We start from the raw sequence: 17,347 nt of genomic DNA on the forward strand, positions 1-17,347 counted from the left end.
TCTATTCTGTCTCCGGAACGACGCTATCCTCAAGGACGGCGCCGCGTCGTCCGGACCAGTGCTCGCGAACTGCTTACCGGACTCGACGGGGAAGAAGTAGTGGCGAGGGCGCGTCCGCGCACTCGGCGCGGTTTCTGGACGTGAACGGGCTACTCGGGGCTCGGTGCGATGGCCTCGACCGGGTGGTCGGCCGGTCGGTCGAGCAGTGCGTCGAGTTGCTCACAGCAGGACGTGCCGCTCGCGACGAGTCGGCGGTCGGTCTCGTCCTCGAACTGCGCCTGCAGGTCCTCGCCGACGTCCATCGAGAGTTCGTAGTACTCCGACTTGTAGCCGAAACTCCCGGCCATCCCGCAGCACTCGGTGTCCGAGGAGACGACGTCGCAGTCGAGTACGTCGAAGACGGCCTCCGTGTAGGCGTCGAGTCCGAGCGTCCGCTGCTGGCAGTGGCCGTGGAAGGCGAGGGAGTCGTCGGGCGTGCGGAGGGCGTCCGCGTCGGCGCCGTTCTCCAGACAGCCGTAGACGTACTCCATCACCTCGTAGCTGTGCTCGCGCAGGGGTTCGGCGAGGTCCTCGGACAGGAGTTTCTCGTACTCGCTGCGGAACATGGCGACGTCGCTCGGTTCGACGACGACCACGTCGTAGGCCGCCTGGACGTAGGGGCCGAGGTCGTCGGCGACCGCTTCGGCCTGTGTCTCCGCGGTCGAGAGCATTCCCTGCGAGAAGGGAGCACGCCCGCTCTCGGCGGGTTCCGAGAGAGTGACGTGGACTCCGAGGGCTTCGAGCGCCCGGACCGCCGCCTTCCCGCGCGCGGGTCGAACGTAGTTCGTGTACGCGTCGGGGAACAGGACGGCACTCCGGGGGGCGTCCGCCCGCGGGACCCGTGGGCCGCCGCGCTCGCGGAACCAGTCGGCGAACGTCTCGCGCTGGAACTCGGGGAGGTCGCGGCGTCTGTCGACGCCGACGGCCCGTTCCAAGAGCGACCGCACGGGACCGGCGTTCGCGACCCAGTTGGAGACGGGCGCGGTCGCGCTCCCGAGTTTCGCGAGCGTCTCGAAGTTCCCGAAGAAGCGCTTCTGGAGGTCGAGACCGCTCGGCTCGCCGTCGGGGAGTAGGCCGTCGACGAGATGGTCGAAGCGGCCCGTGTCGGCGCCCTCGTTGATTCGGCTACGGACGGCGGTGTTGATCCACGGGATGTCGATCTTCACGGGGCAGGCTTCGGCACAGCGCGAACACCCCGTACAGAGGTCGTTGAACTCCGCCGCGGAGTCGAGACCGTGGACGCCGGCCTCCCACCCGGTCGCGATCCCGCCGGTGTACGTCTCGCCGCCGAAGGCGTGGCCCCCGACGCTCTGGAAGTTACCGCACGTGTTCGCACACGCGCCACACCGGATGCAGTAGAGCGTCTCCTTCAACTGCTCGTCCTCGCGCATCGCCATCCGCCCGTTGTCGATGAGGACGAGGTGGAACTCCCGTTCGCTGTCCTCGCCGAAGTCGGGGACGTCGGGGTCGTCGAAGTCGAGCGTCGGCGAGTCGGTCGGCGGCGAGAGCAACGAGACGTACTGGGCGATGTCCTGTCCGGTCGCGGACTTCGCGATGAGTTCGATGAACGGGTGGAGTTCCCGGACCGAAGGGATGACCTTCTCGACGCCCGCGACCGCGACGTGCGTGTCGGGAGTCACCGCCGACTTCCGGGCGTTCCCCTCGTTGGTGACGAGCGTGATGGTCCCCGACTCCGCGAGGACGAAGTTCGCGCCGGTCATGCCGACGTCCGCCTCGTGGATCTTCTCGCCGAGGTAGTCGCGGGCGAACTTGGTCAGTTCCTCGGCGGACTTCAGCGGGTCCTCGATGTCGAAGTACTCGTTGAACAGGACCGCGATTTCCGCCTTCGACTTGTGGATGGCGGGGCCGACGAGGTGGGAGGGCGCCTCGTCGGCGACCTGGAGGACGAACTCGCCGAGGTCCGTCTCGTAGACGTCGACGCCCACCGCTTCGAGGTGCTCGTTCACCTCGATCTCCTCGGTGGTCATCGACTTGCTCTTCACGAGCGTTTCGGCGTCTTCCTCCTCGACGACCTCCTCGATGTAGCGGTTGGCGTCGGCGGCGTCGTCGGCGAGGTAGAGGTTCCCCCCGTTCTCCTCGACGGACTCCCGGAGGGTGTCGATGAGTTCGGGGAGGTTCTCGATGGCGTCTTCTTTGATGCGGCGGGCCTCCGTCCGGAGGTCTTGGTACTCCTCGAAGTCCTCGGTCGCCTCGTAGCGTTGGGCGTTGAAGTGCCGGGCGTTCTCCTTGACGCTCGCCCCCTCCGAGTCGAGGAGGTGTCGGATGTGTTCGGCCTTCTCTCTCCGTGCCTCACTCATTGGTCTGTGATGACGACGACGTGGACGTTCGCGGGACCGTGGACTCCCTCGACGAGTGCACCCATGTCCCCGGTAGCGCTGACGCCGGTCGCGAACACTGTCGAGCGGCGGCCGGCGGTGAATTCGCCGTCGAGCCACTCGGTCGCAGCCTTCACGTCCGGGAGCACGTCGCTCGCCTGTACCACGGCGACGTGTGTCGGCGGGTAGAGGCTGACCGGTTCGGTCCCGCCTTCGTCGGAGGGGAGGAGGAGCGACCCGTGCTCGGCAACGGCCTTGTCGACGCCAGTCACGCCCGTCGCGGCCTCGGTGAGTTCTCCGGTCGACGGACCGCACGTCACGGGAACGTCGTCCAGCGACACGTCGTACCCCACGAGGGGCGCGCCGACGGCCGGCTCTTCGACGATCTCTGTGAGCGTCTCGGAGAACGCGTCGGTCGTCGTCTCGGTGTACTCGACGTCCAGTCCAGTGAGCGCCGACTGGAAGGTCGAGAGTGATTCCGTACTCATTCCTGTCCGGTGGATTGGTGTGTCGTGTGTTAAAGGTTGACTCTCCGGACAACTGGTGGGCCGACCCGGCCGTTCGACACTACAGTGAGACGGTCCGTAGTGACGACGAGAGGTCGCGGACGTGCTCGTTGAACGCCTCCACGAAGCCGTGGAATCCGTCGACGTGCGCGCGGAGGTCCGTGGCCGACGGCGGCTGATACTGCGAGAGGAGGTAGACGCCACCCTCCCCACCGACGCGGAGGTAGGACGCCTGACCGTCTTCCCACTTCAACTCCCAGCGTCGCCCGTCGACGCGCGTCTCGAACGTCCCGTAGTTGGTCCCTTCGTAACGGAACAGTTCGCTGGCCATCTGGTTCGCGCACTCGCGCATGCGAGAAAGAATTCGTTCGCGCTCCTCGACGACGGACTCGGTACTCTCGACGTCGGGGAAGTCGGTCTCGACGTCGTCAAGCACGCCGTCGAGTGAGTCGACGTAGGTCGCGAACGCTTCGACGAAGGCGTCGTAGTCGGTGAGTGCGTCGGCGAGGGCCGCCGGCTCGGGCGGTTGCTTCGACGAGACGACGTACGTCTCTCGTCCGCCCTGTTCGAAGCGGAGGTACTGGACGTCGCCGGCCTCGTACTTCAGCGTCCACGTCCCGGCGTCCGTCTCGAACGACTCCTGCCCGTAGTCCCCGCCCTGGAGGAGAGAGAGTTCCCGGGCGACGCGGCCCGCGTGTTCGCGGACCGCCGCTGCGACTTCGTCGCGGTGTTCGGCGATCTCCGCCGCGCTCGCGACGTCGGTGTCCAGTCCCTCGATCATACCACGTCGTCGGGGACGCACGGGGATAACCACGGTGGTCGGATCGGGCGTCGTCCGTCGTGTCGTGCGTGAGAGAAACCACCGTGCGGCGCCGACCCGAACGTCCTCCGGTTCGACGGTGTTAAGTGTAACCCGGCCATTCGGACTAATGCGAAGAACGTGAGGCGGCCCGGGCACACCCCGGCGCCGCTGATGCATGCTTTCGAGGCGTCGGGCACCACGCCCGACCGTCGACTCGCCTCTCACCGAGGCCGAGACGACACCCTTAAGTGAATCTCACACCTCGAAAGAAATGCGCACGTCGGACTCGACGAACGACGTTCCGAAGGGTTCTTACCCAACCGGAACCGACGTCCAAGTCCGAAGGACATGAGGATTCCACCCCTGCGGTCCGCCGTACACGATGGAATCTGATGTTAGCCCTGGTAGTTCGGTGACACTCGGTCGGCTCCCCGACCGCGTCGCCGAACACTAACGACCATTCACCAATACATCATTTATACGTCATCCCTCACGGGATGACGCCCGCCTATCGCTGGGGCCTCGCCCCAGCACATTCTGGTTGATCCTGCCAGAGGCCATTGCTATTGGAGTTGGATTTAGCCATGCTAGTCGCACGAGTTCAGACTCGTGGCAGATAGCTCAGTAACACGTGGTCAAACTACCCTATGGAGGAGAACAATCTCGGGAAACTGAGGCTAATTCTCCACAAGGCTCTCCCACTGGAAGGTGGAGAGCTGGAAACGCGCCAGCGCCATAGGATGTGACTGCGGCCGATTAGGTAGACGGTGGGGTAACGGCCCACCGTGCCCATAATCGGTACGGGTTGTGAGAGCAAGAGCCCGGAGACGGTATCTGAGACAAGATACCGGGCCCTACGGGGCGCAGCAGGCGCGAAACCTTTACACTGCACGACAGTGCGATAAGGCAACTCCAAGTGTGCAGGCATAGTGCCTGCACTTTTCAGCACCGTAAGGAGGTGCTGGAATAAGGACTGGGCAAGACCGGTGCCAGCCGCCGCGGTAATACCGGCAGTCCAAGTGATGGCCGATCTTATTGGGCCTAAAGCGTCCGTAGCCGGCCGTGCAAGTCCGTTGGGAAATCCGCGCGCTCAACGCGCGGGCGACCAGCGGAAACTGCACGGCTTGGGACCGGAAGGCTCGAGGAGTACGTCCGGGGTAGGAGTGAAATCCTGTAATCCTGGACGGACTACCGATGGCGAAAGCACCTCGAGAAGACGGATCCGACGGTGAGGGACGAAAGCTGGGTCTCGAACCGGATTAGATACCCGGGTAGTCCTGCCGTAAACGATGCCCGTTAGGTGTGGCACAGGCTACGAGCCTGTGCTGTGCCGTAGTGAAGACGATTAACGGGCCGCCTGGGAAGTACGTCCGCAAGGATGAAACTTAAAGGAATTGGCGGGGGAGCACTACAACCGGAGGAGCCTGCGGTTTAATTGGACTCAACGCCGGACATCTCACCAGAACCGACTGTAGTAATGACGGTCAGGTTGACGACCTTACCCGACGCTACAGAGAGGAGGTGCATGGCCGCCGTCAGCTCGTACCGTGAGGCGTCCTGTTAAGTCAGGCAACGAGCGAGACCCGCATGCTTAATTGCCAGCAGCACGCTTGTCGTGGCTGGGTACATTAAGCAGACTGCCGTGGCCAACACGGAGGAAGGAACGGGCAACGGTAGGTCAGTATGCCCCGAATGTTCTGGGCAACACGCGGGCTACAATGGTCGAGACAGTGGGACGCAACCCCGAAAGGGGACGCTAATCTCCTAAACTCGATCGTAGTTCGGATTGAGGGCTGAAACTCGCCCTCATGAAGCTGGATTCGGTAGTAATCGCGTGTCAGAAGCGCGCGGTGAATACGTCCCTGCTCCTTGCACACACCGCCCGTCAAAGCACCCGAGTGGGGTCCGGATGAGGCCGCGGCAACGCGGTCGAATCTGGGCTCCGCAAGGGGGCTTAAGTCGTAACAAGGTAGCCGTAGGGGAATCTGCGGCTGGATCACCTCCACTGACCGGGACCACTCCTTTGGAGTGGCCCACCTATTCCCTGTCGACCCCTGGGCGGGTCGACACTCGAATCGTCGTTGTGTTCGTCGCCGCGCCGGTGACCCGGCCGAGCACTTACGAACTACCAGGGCTAACGAATCTACTCCCTCGCGGGAGTAGTGGGCCCATAGCTCAGTGGGAGAGTGCCTCCTTTGCAAGGAGGATGCCCTGGGTTCGAATCCCAGTGGGTCCATTCGATTCGACTCCACCCTCGAAGCGTGTCCCTTAAGTGGGAGACGTGGGAAGGAAGAGTCGAGTTCGACTGATGCACCAGTCCGCGCAAGCGCGACTGGGAAGGGTCGACGAACGCCCCCTTACCACCGGGGCAGTTCGATGACACCGTGTGTAAGTGCAATCCAGACATTCACTGGACTCGTATCACCGAGTCTATAATTAAGAAGTTGAAGTTGAAGTGATCCGACTGCGTGGCTACTGTGCCACCTGGTGGATGGCTCGGCTCGAGAGCCGACAAAGGACGTGCCAAGCTGCGAAAAGCCTGAGGGAGCCGCACGGAGGCGAAGAACTCAGGATCTCCGAATGGGAATCCCCTCGCAATTGCTGTGCGCAATGGGGAACGTCCGGAATTGAAACATCTCAGTACGGACAGGAAGAGAAACCGAATGGGACGCCGTGAGTAATCGCGAGTGAAAGCGGCACAGTCCAAACCGAAGCCTTCTGGGCAATGTGGTGTTCGGGCCAGCACTCATCGGCGGAACGTCTGCGGAGAAGTCTCCTGAAACGGAGCGCGAGACAGGGTGACAGCCCCGTACTCCAGACAAGTACGCCGTGCGCTGGTTCCAGAGTAGCGGGGATCGGATATTCCTCGTGAATATCGCCGGCATCGACGGCGAAGACTAAGTACTCCTCGAGACCGATAGTGAACAAGTAGCGTGAGCGAACGCTGAAAAGCACTCTCCAACGGAGGGTGAAATAGGGCCTGAAATCAGGTGGCGATAGAGCGACGGGGCATGAAAGGCCCCGCTGTGAACGAACGAGGCGCAAGCCTCTAGTAGGGACAGCGGGGAGCCGATGTTCCGTCGTACGTTTTGAAAAACGAGCCAGGGAGTGTGTCTGTTCGGCAAGTCTAACTGGAGTATCCAGGAAGGCACAGGGAAACCGACATGGCCGCAGCCTTCACGGGCGAGGGCCGCCGTCTTCAAGGGCGGGGAGTCGAACGGACACGACCCGAAACCGAGTGATCTACGCGCGTGCAAGGTGAAGCGTGCCGAAAGGCACGTGGAGGCCTGTTAGGGTTGGTGTCTTACAATACCCTCCCGTGACATGCGTGTAGGGGTGAAAGGCCCATCGAACTCGGCAACAGCTGGTTCCAATCGAAACATGTCGAAGCATGACCTCCACCGAGGTAGTCCGTGAGGTAGAGCGACCGATTGGAGGGTACAACTCCGAGAGGAGTTGTCCCTCCTGTCGAACTCCGAACTTACGGACGCCGTGGACGTGGGGAATCCGGTGCGCGGGGTAAGCCTGTGTACCGTAAGGGAGACAACCCAGCGTTAGGTTAAGGTCCCAAAGTACGAGCTAAGTGCGATCGAAGGTGGTTCCGAGCCCTAGACAGCCGGGGGGTGAGCTTAGAAGCAGCTACCCGCTAAGAAAAGCGTAACAGCTTACCGGCCGAGGTTCGGAGCGCCCAAAATGATCGGGGCTCAAGTTCGTCACCGATACCTAACCGCACCCCTCACAGGGTGATCGAGTAGATTGGCACTCTGCACGGGCGGAAGCACGGGCGAGAGTTCGTGTGGACCGTGTAGGGACGAAAATCCTGGTCATAGTAGCAGCGTGAGTCGGGTTAGACCCCCGACGGCCTCAAGGATAAGGGTTCCTCGGCACTGCTGAACAGCCGAGGGTTAGCCGGTCCTAAGTCACACCGTAATTCGAATGTGACAATTGGGAAACGGGTTAATATTCCCGTGCCGTCGTACAATGAACGCCGACGCCTCTGGAAACACCGAGCTGGGCCATCGCCCGGTCGAACTGGAGAAGTCCGTGGACGCCGTAATGGCAAGAAGCGGACGAAACCCAGGATAGGGAAACTCGGTGGTACCAGGGGCCCGTGAAAAGGCAAGTACGACGACCGTACCGAGAACCGACACAGGTATCCTGGCGGTGAAAGCCAAGGCCTGTCGGGAGCAACCGACGTCAGGGAATTCGGCAAATTGGTCCCGTAAGTTCGCGATAAGGGATGCCTGCCTCGTTCGAGGCAGGTCGCAGTGACTCGGATGCTCCGACTGTCTAATAACAACATAGGTGACCGCAAATCCGCAAGGACTCGTACGGTCACTGAATCCTGCCCAGTGCAGGTATCTGAACACCCAGTACAATGGGGCGAAGGACCTGTTAACGGCGGGGGTAACTATGACCCTCTTAAGGTAGCGTAGTACCTTGCCGCTTCAGTAGCGGCTTGCATGAATGGATCAACGAGAGCATCACTGTCCCGACGTTGGGCCCGGTGAACTGTACGTTCCAGTGCGGAGTCTGGAGACCCCCAAGGGGAAGCGAAGACCCTATAGAGCTTTACTGCAGGCTGTCGCTGGGACACGGTCGCTAATGTGCAGAATAGGTAGGAGACATTACACAGGTGCGTGCGCCAGCACGTCGCCGAGTCAAGAGTGAAATACTACCCGTTAGTGACTGTGACCCTAACTCCGGGAGGAGGACACCGGTAGCCGGGCAGTTTGACTGGGGCGGTACGCGCTCGAAAAGATATCGAGCGCGCCCTAAGTCTTCCTCATCCGGGTCGGAGACCCGGAAGAGAGCGCAAGAGCACAAGGAAGGCTGACAGTGTCCTGCACAACAAGGGACGCTGACGCGAAAGCGTGGTCTAGCGATCTTATGAGCCTGCCCGATGCGGGCCATAAGCGACAGAAAAGCTACCTTAGGGATAACAGAGTCGTCACGCGCAAGAGCACATATCGACCGCGTGGCTTGCTACCTCGATGTCGGTTCCCTCCATCCTGTCCGTGCAGAAGCGGACAAGGGTGAGGTTGTTCGCCTATTAAAGGAGGTCGTGAGCTGGGTTTAGACCGTCGTGAGACAGGTCGGCTGCTATCTATTGGGGGTGTTGAGGTACTTGACGGGAACGTTCGTATAGTACGAGAGGAACTACGAACGGGTGCCACTGGTGTACCGGTCGTCTGAGAAGGCGAGTGCCGGGCAGCTACGCACCACGGGGTAAGAGCTGAACGCATCTAAGCTCGAAACCCACCTGGAAAAGAAGTACCACTGAGGCCACTCGTAGAAGACGAGTTAGATAGACTCGGGATGTACGCGTCAAGGCAACGAGACGTTGAGTCCGCGAGCACTAACAGGCCAAGCCACACAATCATATCCGCATCCGGATCACAGAGACATGCTGTGCAGTATAGGTCGGTGATTCGGGTCCAGGTGTTAACTGGATTGCACTTACACACGGTACTCGTCGTCGAATAGTTCGACGGGCGAGAGTACGAGCCACAGTAGTGGCCGTAACCGACATTGGTAGGATCGCGGTTCGATTCCGCGAGTCGGCATTACGGCGGCCAGAGCGGTGGGGATCACCCGTACCCATCCCGAACACGGACGTTAAGCCCACCCACGTTCCGGTCAGTACTGGAGTGCGCGAGCCTCTGGGAAATCCGGTTAGCCGCCGACCAATCATATAGAGCCCGACGCACATTGCGTGCGTCGGGCTCTCTTCATTTGTAGCGGGATGGGATAGCCAGGAGATTCCGCCGGGCTCATAACCCGGAGATCGGTGGTTCAAATCCACCTCCCGCTATTACACTACGAGCGATTCTCGACGCACGACTCCGTCTCTACGGTTCCGAGCGCACGTTCTCCCGTCTGCATCGCTGTATACGCTCGACTCTCGCCCGCTGTCCTCTGAACTCGATCCACGAGCGGAGCGTTCCGTCGCCGCGACGCCGACTCACCGACCGTGAACGTCGCTGCGAACGTCTACTACCGCTCCCGACGCGTTCGTCTCTCGCGAGTGGCGACACTGTACTCGATGCTCCCCTCGAATCACCGTCGTTCGGGTGGTCTTGTCGGTCTCTCTCGACCCGATCTTCGACGCGCTCCAGTACCCCCGATTACTTCGTTCGCAGAAAGATGACGGTGTAATTCTCGATCGACCGATTCGCCTTCAGACGCCGTCGACGAGACGTTCGAACTGGTGGGGCGGGATGGCGCCGCGTGCGGCGTGGCCGTCGTACGCGAAGGTCGGGATTCCCGTGACGCCTAGCTGTTGGGCGTCCTCGAAACGCCGTTCGAGTTCCTCGTCGAGCTGGTCGTCTTCGACCGCGCTTCGGACTTCGTCCTCCGGGACGCCGACTTCTTCGGCGATGTCCACGAGGACGTCGACGTCACCGATGTCGCGGCCGTCCTCCCAGAGCGCTTCGAAGGTACGCTCGTGGAACTCCCCGAACGTCTCCTCGTCGTAGGACTGCTCGACGTACAGCGAGACCTTCTGTGCGTCCCACGAGTCGACGTCGAGCGAGAAGTCGAGTGTCATCTCGACGTCGTACTCCTCTTTGAGACGTTCGACGTTGTCGCGGACCTCCGCGAAGTAATCCTCGTCTTTCCCGTCCTCGACGTCGTGGTCGATGCTGCCGTCCTCGTTGCGCTTGTAGCCGCGCAGGTCGAAGACGTGCCACTCGACCTCGGGCGGGTCTTCGGCCTCTTCGAGGTACTCTTCCATCGCGGCCTTACCGAGGTAGCAGAACGGGCAGACGTAGTCGCTGAAGACGGTAATCTTGTCCTCGTCGATTGGCATACTCCCCTCTAGGACGTATAGCGGGAAAAGGACGTCACTCGAAGCGCGGTCTTCCGCCTTCCGGCGTGGTCGACCGGCGTTCGTCGGGGAGATAGTCTGCCACCGCTGCGTCTAACTCGCGAGCAGCGACTCGGCGGTGTTGACGACCTCGGTCATCGAGGCGCCTTCGAGGCGCTCGTCGCCGAGCGTGAGGCGGAGTCGGGGTCGCCCGACGTCCATGGGGACCTTCTCGGTTTCGAGGAGTCCGACGTCCTCCAGCGACGACTTCTTGCGGCTGAAGGTGGCTTTCGAGGCGACGCCGACCTCTTCGCCCCACTCACTGATGTCGTAGAAGAGGACGCGGTTCTTCGCGGCGGTGAGGAGGCTGATGGTCACCTCGTCGAGGCTGTCGCCGTCACCACGGGCGGTTTCGAGCGAGGCCAGCGCCGTCTCGAAGTCCTCCTCGACTTCGGGACCGGTCTCGTCGTCGAGCGCCTGCCGGATACGCGAGAGGGCGGGCGTGTCGAGGTCGAACTCGTCGGCGGACTCCCAGTCCTCGACGACGGCGTCGTAGGCGGTGTCGGCGAAGTCGGCGTCGCTGGCGACGATACCGCCGACGTGGTCGCCCGCGTCGACGAGTGCGACGGTCTCGTCTTCGGTGACGAGCAGCGAGCTCCGAGAGGCGTCCTCGACGGTCCGCATCGCGAGCTGGCCGTCCTCCAGGAGTTCGGCCGTGTCGGAGGCGACGAGGAAGTCGTCCATCGCGTCCTTGAGGCGGCGTTCGTCCGCCAGCATCCGGATACGTGGCTCGTCGTCCATCGCGGTCTCGACGACCCGCTCGATGGTCTCGTCGGTCGGATTCACGACGAAGATCTCCTCGTGGTCGCCGTCGAATAGCTCCCCCAGGACGTCGTCGACGGTGGTGCCGAGTAGGGTATCTTCCATCTCTGTACTTATTTTACTCTCCTAGGGTTAAAATTTTAATGGTCATTCTATCGCGCAGTTGTTCGGTCCCATCTCCAACTCGGTCGCCGCTGGTTCGTCGGGAACCGCCTCGATGCCGCGGTTCACGGCGACGACGCGCTCGTAGTTCGGCGGTTTCTCGGGGGTGTGCTCGGCGAAGTAGTCGACGAAGCCCTCCCGGTCGCGTTCGAGGAGGGAGAGTCCGGTACGGAGGGTGCCGACCGACCCGGCGACGGGGTCGCCCGGACTGGCGACGCCCCACTCGCCGTCGGACGCGACGTCGACGTGTCCGGGGAGGACCGTCACAGCGTCCGGTTCGGCGAGGAGCGTCCGGTGGAGCGAGTCGTAGAGCAGTCGTGCGCCTTCGTCGGCCCCGCGTTCGCCGAACTCTAACTCGGTCCGACCGGTGGAGTCGACGAACAGGGAGTCACCCGTCAGCACGGCGGTCGCGTCGACAAGGTAGCTGACGCTCTCTGTCGTGTGACCGGGGGTGGCGAGGGCCTTCAGGTCGATATCGCCGACCTCGACGACTTCGTTCCGTTCGAGCGGGTCGTACTCGACTTCGACGCCGCGCTCGCGTGCGTCGGCACCGAGGTGGTAGGGGACGTCGAGTTCGTCGGCGAGTGCTCGGCCGCCGGAGAGGTGGTCCGCGTGGACGTGCGTGTCGAGGACACGGACGATGTCGTAGCCCGCGTCGGCGGCGACTTCGCGGAAGACGTCGGTCTGTCGGGTCGCGTCGACGACTGCCGCCTCGGCCGTCGCCGGGTCGCCGACGAGGTAGCCGAGACACCCCTTCGCGCGCCGTTGGACCTGCACGACTTCGACGCCCTCGTCGACTTGGACGGGGGTCGTCTCGTAGACGTTGCTCCACCCGCGCATCCCGTCCTCGACGACGAACACCTCGTCGTCGGCGACGACGCCCGACTCGACCAGTGCGTCGGCGAGGTGACGGGACGACACTCCCTTCGCGCAGATCGTCACGACCGGGCGGGTGTCTCCGACGATCGACTCGAACGCACGGCGTCGCTCGTCGGTCAACTCGGCGTCCGGGCCGAAGGGGAAGTTGTGTGCGCCGGGTGCGTGCCACGCCTCGTAGCTCTCGACACCCCGCGTGTCGACGAGTGCGAACGACCCCTCGCGGTCCATTCGCGCCGCGAGTTCGTCGGCGGAGATGTGTTCGACCATTGGCTCGTCGTTCGCTCCGCCGACAGTTAGTTCGAGTGGGGGCGTAGGCGTACGGGGCGCCGGGTTCGGGGCGCGAAGGTTTTTGTGCCGGTCCGATAGTGTGGTGGTATGGCGTGGCACGTTACGCTCGACGGTGACACTTACGAGGCGGCCCGGGAGTCCTTCTCGTGGGACGTCCCCGAGGACTACAACATCGCCCGAGACTGCCTGCGGAAACACGAGGACACGGAGACGCAGGTCGCACTCTACCAGGCCTACCCCGACGGTCGTCGGGAGATATACACCTTCGCCGAACTCGACGCACTGTCGAACCAGGTCGCCCACGCGCTCGCGTCGCTCGGCGTCGGCCGTGGCGACCGAGTCGCGACGGTCCTCTCGCAGAAGCCTGCGACCCCCCTCACGCACTTCGCCTGCTGGAAACTCGGTGCGGTCGTCCTCCCTCTCTCGGTCCTGTTCGGCGAGGAAGGCCTCCGCCACCGACTCGACGACAGCGGCGCGACCGTCGTCGTCACCGACGCGGACGTGAGCGAGAAGGTCGCGGGCGTCGCCGAGGAGTGTGACGCACTGGAGCACGTCGTCGAGGTCGACGGTGACGACGGGAGCGACCTGCAGTCGTTCGAGTCGCTCCGCGAGGGCAACTCCCGCGAGTTCGACATCGTCGAGACGTCGCCCGACACGCCCGCACTCGTCCTCTACACCAGCGGCAGCACCGGCCCGCCGAAGGGAGTCCTCCACACCCACGACGTGTGGGTCGGGCACTGTCCGGCGTTCCAGATGTACTTCGAGCGCGACCTCTCGGAGTCGGTCTGCTGGACGCCGGCCGACTGGGCGTGGATCGGGTCGCTCGGGGACCTCGTCTACCCGTCGTGGCACTACGGCCGGCCGGTGGTGGGCTACCCGATGGGGAAGTTCGACGCCGAGACGGCCTTCGAACTCGCCGAGGAGTTCGACATCACCGACGCCTTCCTCCCGCCGACGGCCATCCGGATGATGATGGACGTCGACGACCCCGAGTCCCGCTACGACCTCGACCTGAAGGCGATTTGCTCGGGTGGGGAACCGCTCACGCCCGAGATACTGGAGTGGGCCGACACGACGCTCGACTCGGTGGCCGTCAACGAACTCTACGGGCAGACCGAGGCGAACCTCCTCGTCACGAACTGCCGCGGGTGGTTCGAGGCACGACCCGGGAGCATGGGCAAGCCAGTCCCCGGCCACGACGTCGTGATCCTCGACACCGAGACGGGTGAACCACTCGGGCCGGGCGAGGTGGGAGAGATCGCCGTCCGCCGCGAGGGGGACCCGGTCGTCTTCGAGGAGTACTGGAACCAACCCGAGAAGACCGAGGCTACCACGCGTGGCGAGTGGCACCTCACCGGCGACCTCGGCGAGCGGAGTTCGGACGGGTACATCTGGTTCAAGTCCCGCACGGACGACGTCATCATCACATCGGGCTACCGGGTCGGTCCCGGCGAGGTCGAGAGCGCCATCCTCGAACACGCCGACGTCGCCCAGGTCGGCGTCGTCGGTATCCCCGACGAGACGCGCGGCGAGATAATCAAGGCGTTCGTCCAGCCAGTCTCGGGCGTCGACGGCGACGACGCGCTTCGCGAGGAGATCCAGGACCTCGTCCGCGACCAACTCGCGAAGTACGAGTACCCCCGCGAGATCGAGTTCGTCTCGAAACTCCCCCAGACGACGACCGGGAAGATACAGCGTTCGGAACTCCGGGAACGAGAACTCGACGAGTGAGCGACGACGGCTGAGCGACTCCCCGGAGGAGTGCTCCCCGGTTGGACGGACCCGGCGGGCTTTTGCCGGTCCGGACGTACTCCCGGACGTGACTGTCGAAACTGTGCTCGTCGCGGGAGCGGACGGTCGGCGGGGTCGCGCGGTCGTGGACGCGGTACTCGCCGCCGGATTCGACGTCCACGTCCTCGTCACCGACCCCGAGCGCGCGGACGCTCGGGCGCTCGCCGAGCACGGAGCGACCCTCGTCCGTGGCCGTCGCGACCAACTCGACCACGTAGACGACGCCCTCGCCGGGACCGACGCCGACGCACTCCTCGCGCGGCCGGGACGCGACGACGCCCAGTCCGTCCTCGAACGCGGTCGGACGCTCGCTCGTGCGGCCGAACGCGCGGGCGTCGACCACGCCGTGTTCACCTCTGTCGGCAACGCCGGAACCGAACCGGGTGTGCCCGCGGTCGACGCCGCGGCGGCGGTCGAGGACGCACTCCGCGACCGGGACGTCTCTGCGACGGTCCTCCGGACGCACCTCCCGATGCAGGGTCTCGAACGCCGACGCTCGGCCGTTCGCGAGCGCGGTGACCTCGTCCTCCCGCTGGAGTGGGGTGCACGGGCGACGCTCTCGGACGCCGCGGACGTCGGTCGATTCGCCGCCCGCGTCTTCGACGCCCCCGGTACGTTCGCCGACGAGACGTACGAACTCGTCGGTGACCGACTCTCACTCCCGGAAATCGCCGAGACTGTCTCCGACGTAACCGACCGAGAAATCGACTACACTTACGGCGGCCCGGACGCCGCCCCCGACGACCGCTCGGCGTTCTACCGCTGGGTGAACGAGGGCGGACTCGGTGCGGACGTCGAGACCGAGGTGGACGTCCCGGACTTCGAACCGACGGGTCTCCGGGAGTACCTCGCCCGGGCCGGGTGGGGTCGCGACGCCGAGTGAGGGAGCGAGGTGGCAGTCGGTTTTTTCGGCCCCGCGGTCGTGGCCACGCACATGGTCGCCGACGAGCGGTTCGAACTCGGTCTGGGAACGTACAAGAACACCGACCCCGCGGAGTGTGCCGCGACGGTCGAAATGGCCCTGGACGTCGGGTATCGACACGTCGACACGGCGCAGATGTACGACAACGAGGCGGCCGTCGGTCGCGGTATCGAGCGCGCGCCGGTCGACCGCGAGGACGTTTTCCTCGCGACGAAGGTCCACCCGGAGAACCTCGCCTACGAGGACGTCCTCGACACGACCGAGGAGAGCCTGGAGAAACTGGGGACGGACTACGTCGACCTGCTGTACGTCCACTGGCCCGCGAAGGCCTACGACGCCGAGGAGACCCTCAGCGCGCTGGACGAACTCCACGACGAGGGGCGCATCGAACACGTCGGACTCTCGAATTTCACTCCCGCGTTGCTCGACGAGGCCCGCGACCACCTCGACGCGCCGGTGTTCGCCCACCAGGTCGAGATGCACCCGCTGCTCCAGCAGGAGACCCTCCACGAGTACGCCGTCGAACACGACCACTGGCTGGTGGCCTACTCACCCATCGCCCGTGGCGAGGTGTTCGACGTCCCCGAGATCCGAGAAATCGCCGACAAACACGGCGTGACGCCCGCACAGGTCAGCCTCGCGTGGCTCGTCCAGAAGGAGAACGTCGCGGCGATTCCGAAGGCGACGGGCGCACACGTCCGCGAGAACTGGGAGGCCCGCGAACTCGAACTGGACGAGCGGGACGTGACGACCATCGACGGTCTCGGTGGAGAAGAACGACTCGTCGACCCCGAGATGGCGCCCTGGAACTAGTCGGCTCAGACGAGCGAGCGGAACAGCCCCACGGCCAGCGCGCCGACTCCGCCACCGAGGATGCTGGTGCCGACACCGGAACTCCCGCCCGGAGTCGACGTGCCCGTGCCGGCGACCGTACTCCGACTCCCCCAGCCGAGTAGTCCGTTCACGCCGACCGACCCGTCGTCACCGCTGCCAGCGGTGGGTCCGGCGCCGGCCGACCCGTTCGGACACGTCGCGTTCGTGGCGTTCACGCGGACGCGGGGCGCGTCGGCGAAGTCGATCTTCTTTACCTTCGACTTCACTTTCACCTTCAACTTCCCGATGTCCCCGGTCGCGTTGTTCACGTGGACGTCGACGTCCTGGTTGTAGACGAACGGCGTCCGGTTCGTCGGACCGAGACACCCGGTCCGCGAGATGGGCGCGAGCGTCGCGTTCTTCACTTTGCTCTTCGCCTTCACTTTCGCCTTCTGGACGTCCTCGGGGTTGGAGAGCGTGACGTCGACGTCCTGCGAAGTCGGGGAGTCGGTGTCCGCGTTCGCCGCCTGCTGCTCGGCGCCGCTCCCCACGACGACCGTCGCGACGTCGTTCGCGGTACTCACGCCGCTTCGACTGTCGAGGAGGACGGCGTCGACCGCGTAGGTGGCGTTCCGGTCGGGGTAGGTGACGTCGAGGGTAACGTCGAGCGTCGTGTCGACCGACTCGCCCGCGGAGGCGTTCGTCCGGACCGCGACCGTGTCCCGATTCCCGTCGTCGTCCGGTCCGTCGACGAGCGTGGCCCCGACGACGCTGACGTTCCCAGTCGCGGTCGCGCCGCGGACGGTGAGGTTCCCCGCGAGTGCGTCGGGGACGACGAGCGAGAGGATGTCGGGCCGACCGTCGGCGCTGAGGTTCGCGAGCCGCACGGAGACGCGCTGGTCGGAGACGGTCGTCCCGGGGGTGACCGACCCGGGTAGGACGGCGCCACCCGTGATGGCCGCGTCGGACTGGTTCGTCGTGGCGTCGGTGGCACCGGCGACGCCGACACCGCCGAGTGAGAACGAGACGACTACGAGGGTGACGAGGAGCGTACGTGCAGCGTCGCCACTCATACCTGGATACCTGTGGGTTGGGAGTCGAGACTTCTCAAAGGCACGGCCGTTCGGCGACGACCGCTGGCTGCATCGGTGGTTTCACGGCGGGTGCGGGCGCACTCGG

10 protein-coding genes, 2 tRNA genes and 3 rRNA genes are annotated in these 17,347 nt (G+C 64.2%); 8 read left to right on the plus strand and 7 right to left on the minus strand.

Annotated features, from left to right (window positions below; translation table 11 throughout):
* Positions 1–149: 149 nt before the first annotated feature.
* The 3 genes from P0Y33_RS00600 to P0Y33_RS00610 form a co-directional block, all read right to left on the minus strand.
* Positions 150–2,357, minus strand: a complete 2,208-nt coding sequence (locus P0Y33_RS00600) for an LUD domain-containing protein (protein WP_279528641.1) — start codon at positions 2,355–2,357, stop codon at positions 150–152.
* Positions 2,354–2,863 carry an LUD domain-containing protein gene (locus P0Y33_RS00605; protein ID WP_279528642.1) on the minus strand — a complete coding sequence of 170 codons (510 nt, stop codon included), beginning with the start codon at positions 2,861–2,863 and terminating at the stop codon, positions 2,354–2,356. Before P0Y33_RS00605 ends, P0Y33_RS00600 begins: the two co-directional genes overlap by 4 nt.
* 79 nt (positions 2,864–2,942) lie before the next feature.
* Positions 2,943–3,662, minus strand: a complete 720-nt coding sequence (locus P0Y33_RS00610; RefSeq protein WP_279528643.1) for a hypothetical protein — start codon at positions 3,660–3,662, stop codon at positions 2,943–2,945.
* 555 nt (positions 3,663–4,217) lie between these two features.
* Between P0Y33_RS00610 and P0Y33_RS00615 the strand changes: the two genes are divergently transcribed.
* The 5 genes from P0Y33_RS00615 (at position 4,218) to P0Y33_RS00635 (ending at position 9,498) form a co-directional block, all read left to right on the plus strand.
* A 16S ribosomal RNA gene (locus P0Y33_RS00615) occupies positions 4,218–5,688 on the plus strand.
* Positions 5,689–5,847: 159 nt separating this feature from the next.
* A tRNA-Ala gene (locus tag P0Y33_RS00620) sits at positions 5,848–5,919 on the plus strand.
* Between the two features lie 227 nt (positions 5,920–6,146).
* A 23S ribosomal RNA gene (locus P0Y33_RS00625) occupies positions 6,147–9,064 on the plus strand.
* Between the two features lie 187 nt (positions 9,065–9,251).
* Positions 9,252–9,372, plus strand: a 5S ribosomal RNA gene (gene rrf / locus P0Y33_RS00630).
* The 16S, 23S and 5S rRNA genes sit together here with 2 tRNA genes alongside, the layout of an rRNA operon.
* A gap of 51 nt (positions 9,373–9,423) precedes the next feature.
* Positions 9,424–9,498 (plus strand) — tRNA-Met (locus tag P0Y33_RS00635).
* Between the two features lie 366 nt (positions 9,499–9,864).
* On the opposite strand, the gene P0Y33_RS00640 is transcribed toward P0Y33_RS00635, so the two are convergent.
* The 3 genes from P0Y33_RS00640 to P0Y33_RS00650 form a co-directional block, all read right to left on the minus strand.
* The gene (locus tag P0Y33_RS00640; RefSeq protein WP_279528644.1) at positions 9,865–10,494 is read right to left on the minus strand and encodes a DsbA family oxidoreductase; all 630 of its coding nucleotides are present in this window, start codon (positions 10,492–10,494) and stop codon (positions 9,865–9,867) included.
* 111 nt (positions 10,495–10,605) lie between these two features.
* Positions 10,606–11,418, minus strand: coding sequence for a transcriptional regulator TbsP (tbsP, locus tag P0Y33_RS00645; RefSeq protein WP_279528645.1), 813 nt, complete (start codon positions 11,416–11,418; stop codon positions 10,606–10,608).
* Between the two features lie 42 nt (positions 11,419–11,460).
* A complete protein-coding gene (locus tag P0Y33_RS00650; RefSeq protein ID WP_279528646.1) occupies positions 11,461–12,621 on the minus strand; it encodes an MBL fold metallo-hydrolase in 1,161 nt (386 codons plus the stop codon).
* Positions 12,622–12,729: 108 nt separating this feature from the next.
* On the opposite strand from P0Y33_RS00650, the gene P0Y33_RS00655 reads away from it, so the two are divergent.
* The 3 genes from P0Y33_RS00655 (at position 12,730) to P0Y33_RS00665 (ending at position 16,168) form a co-directional block, all read left to right on the plus strand.
* On the plus strand, positions 12,730–14,373 hold the full coding sequence (locus P0Y33_RS00655; protein WP_279528647.1) for an acyl-CoA synthetase: 1,644 nt from the start codon (positions 12,730–12,732) through the stop codon (positions 14,371–14,373).
* Positions 14,374–14,461: 88 nt separating this feature from the next.
* A complete protein-coding gene (locus P0Y33_RS00660) occupies positions 14,462–15,316 on the plus strand; it encodes an NmrA family NAD(P)-binding protein (protein WP_279528648.1) in 855 nt (284 codons plus the stop codon).
* A gap of 51 nt (positions 15,317–15,367) precedes the next feature.
* Positions 15,368–16,168 (plus strand): aldo/keto reductase, encoded by an 801-nt coding sequence (locus tag P0Y33_RS00665; protein WP_279528649.1) that lies wholly within the window; start codon positions 15,368–15,370, stop codon positions 16,166–16,168.
* A gap of 5 nt (positions 16,169–16,173) precedes the next feature.
* Here the strand turns inward: P0Y33_RS00665 and P0Y33_RS00670 are convergent, their stop codons facing one another.
* Positions 16,174–17,241, minus strand: a complete 1,068-nt coding sequence (locus P0Y33_RS00670) for a hypothetical protein (protein ID WP_279528650.1) — start codon at positions 17,239–17,241, stop codon at positions 16,174–16,176.
* Positions 17,242–17,347 lie beyond the last annotated feature (106 nt).

Origin of the sequence: Halospeciosus flavus, from assembly GCF_029814175.1 — an archaeon.
Classification (GTDB): Archaea; Halobacteriota; Halobacteria; order Halobacteriales; family Halobacteriaceae; genus Halospeciosus; species Halospeciosus flavus.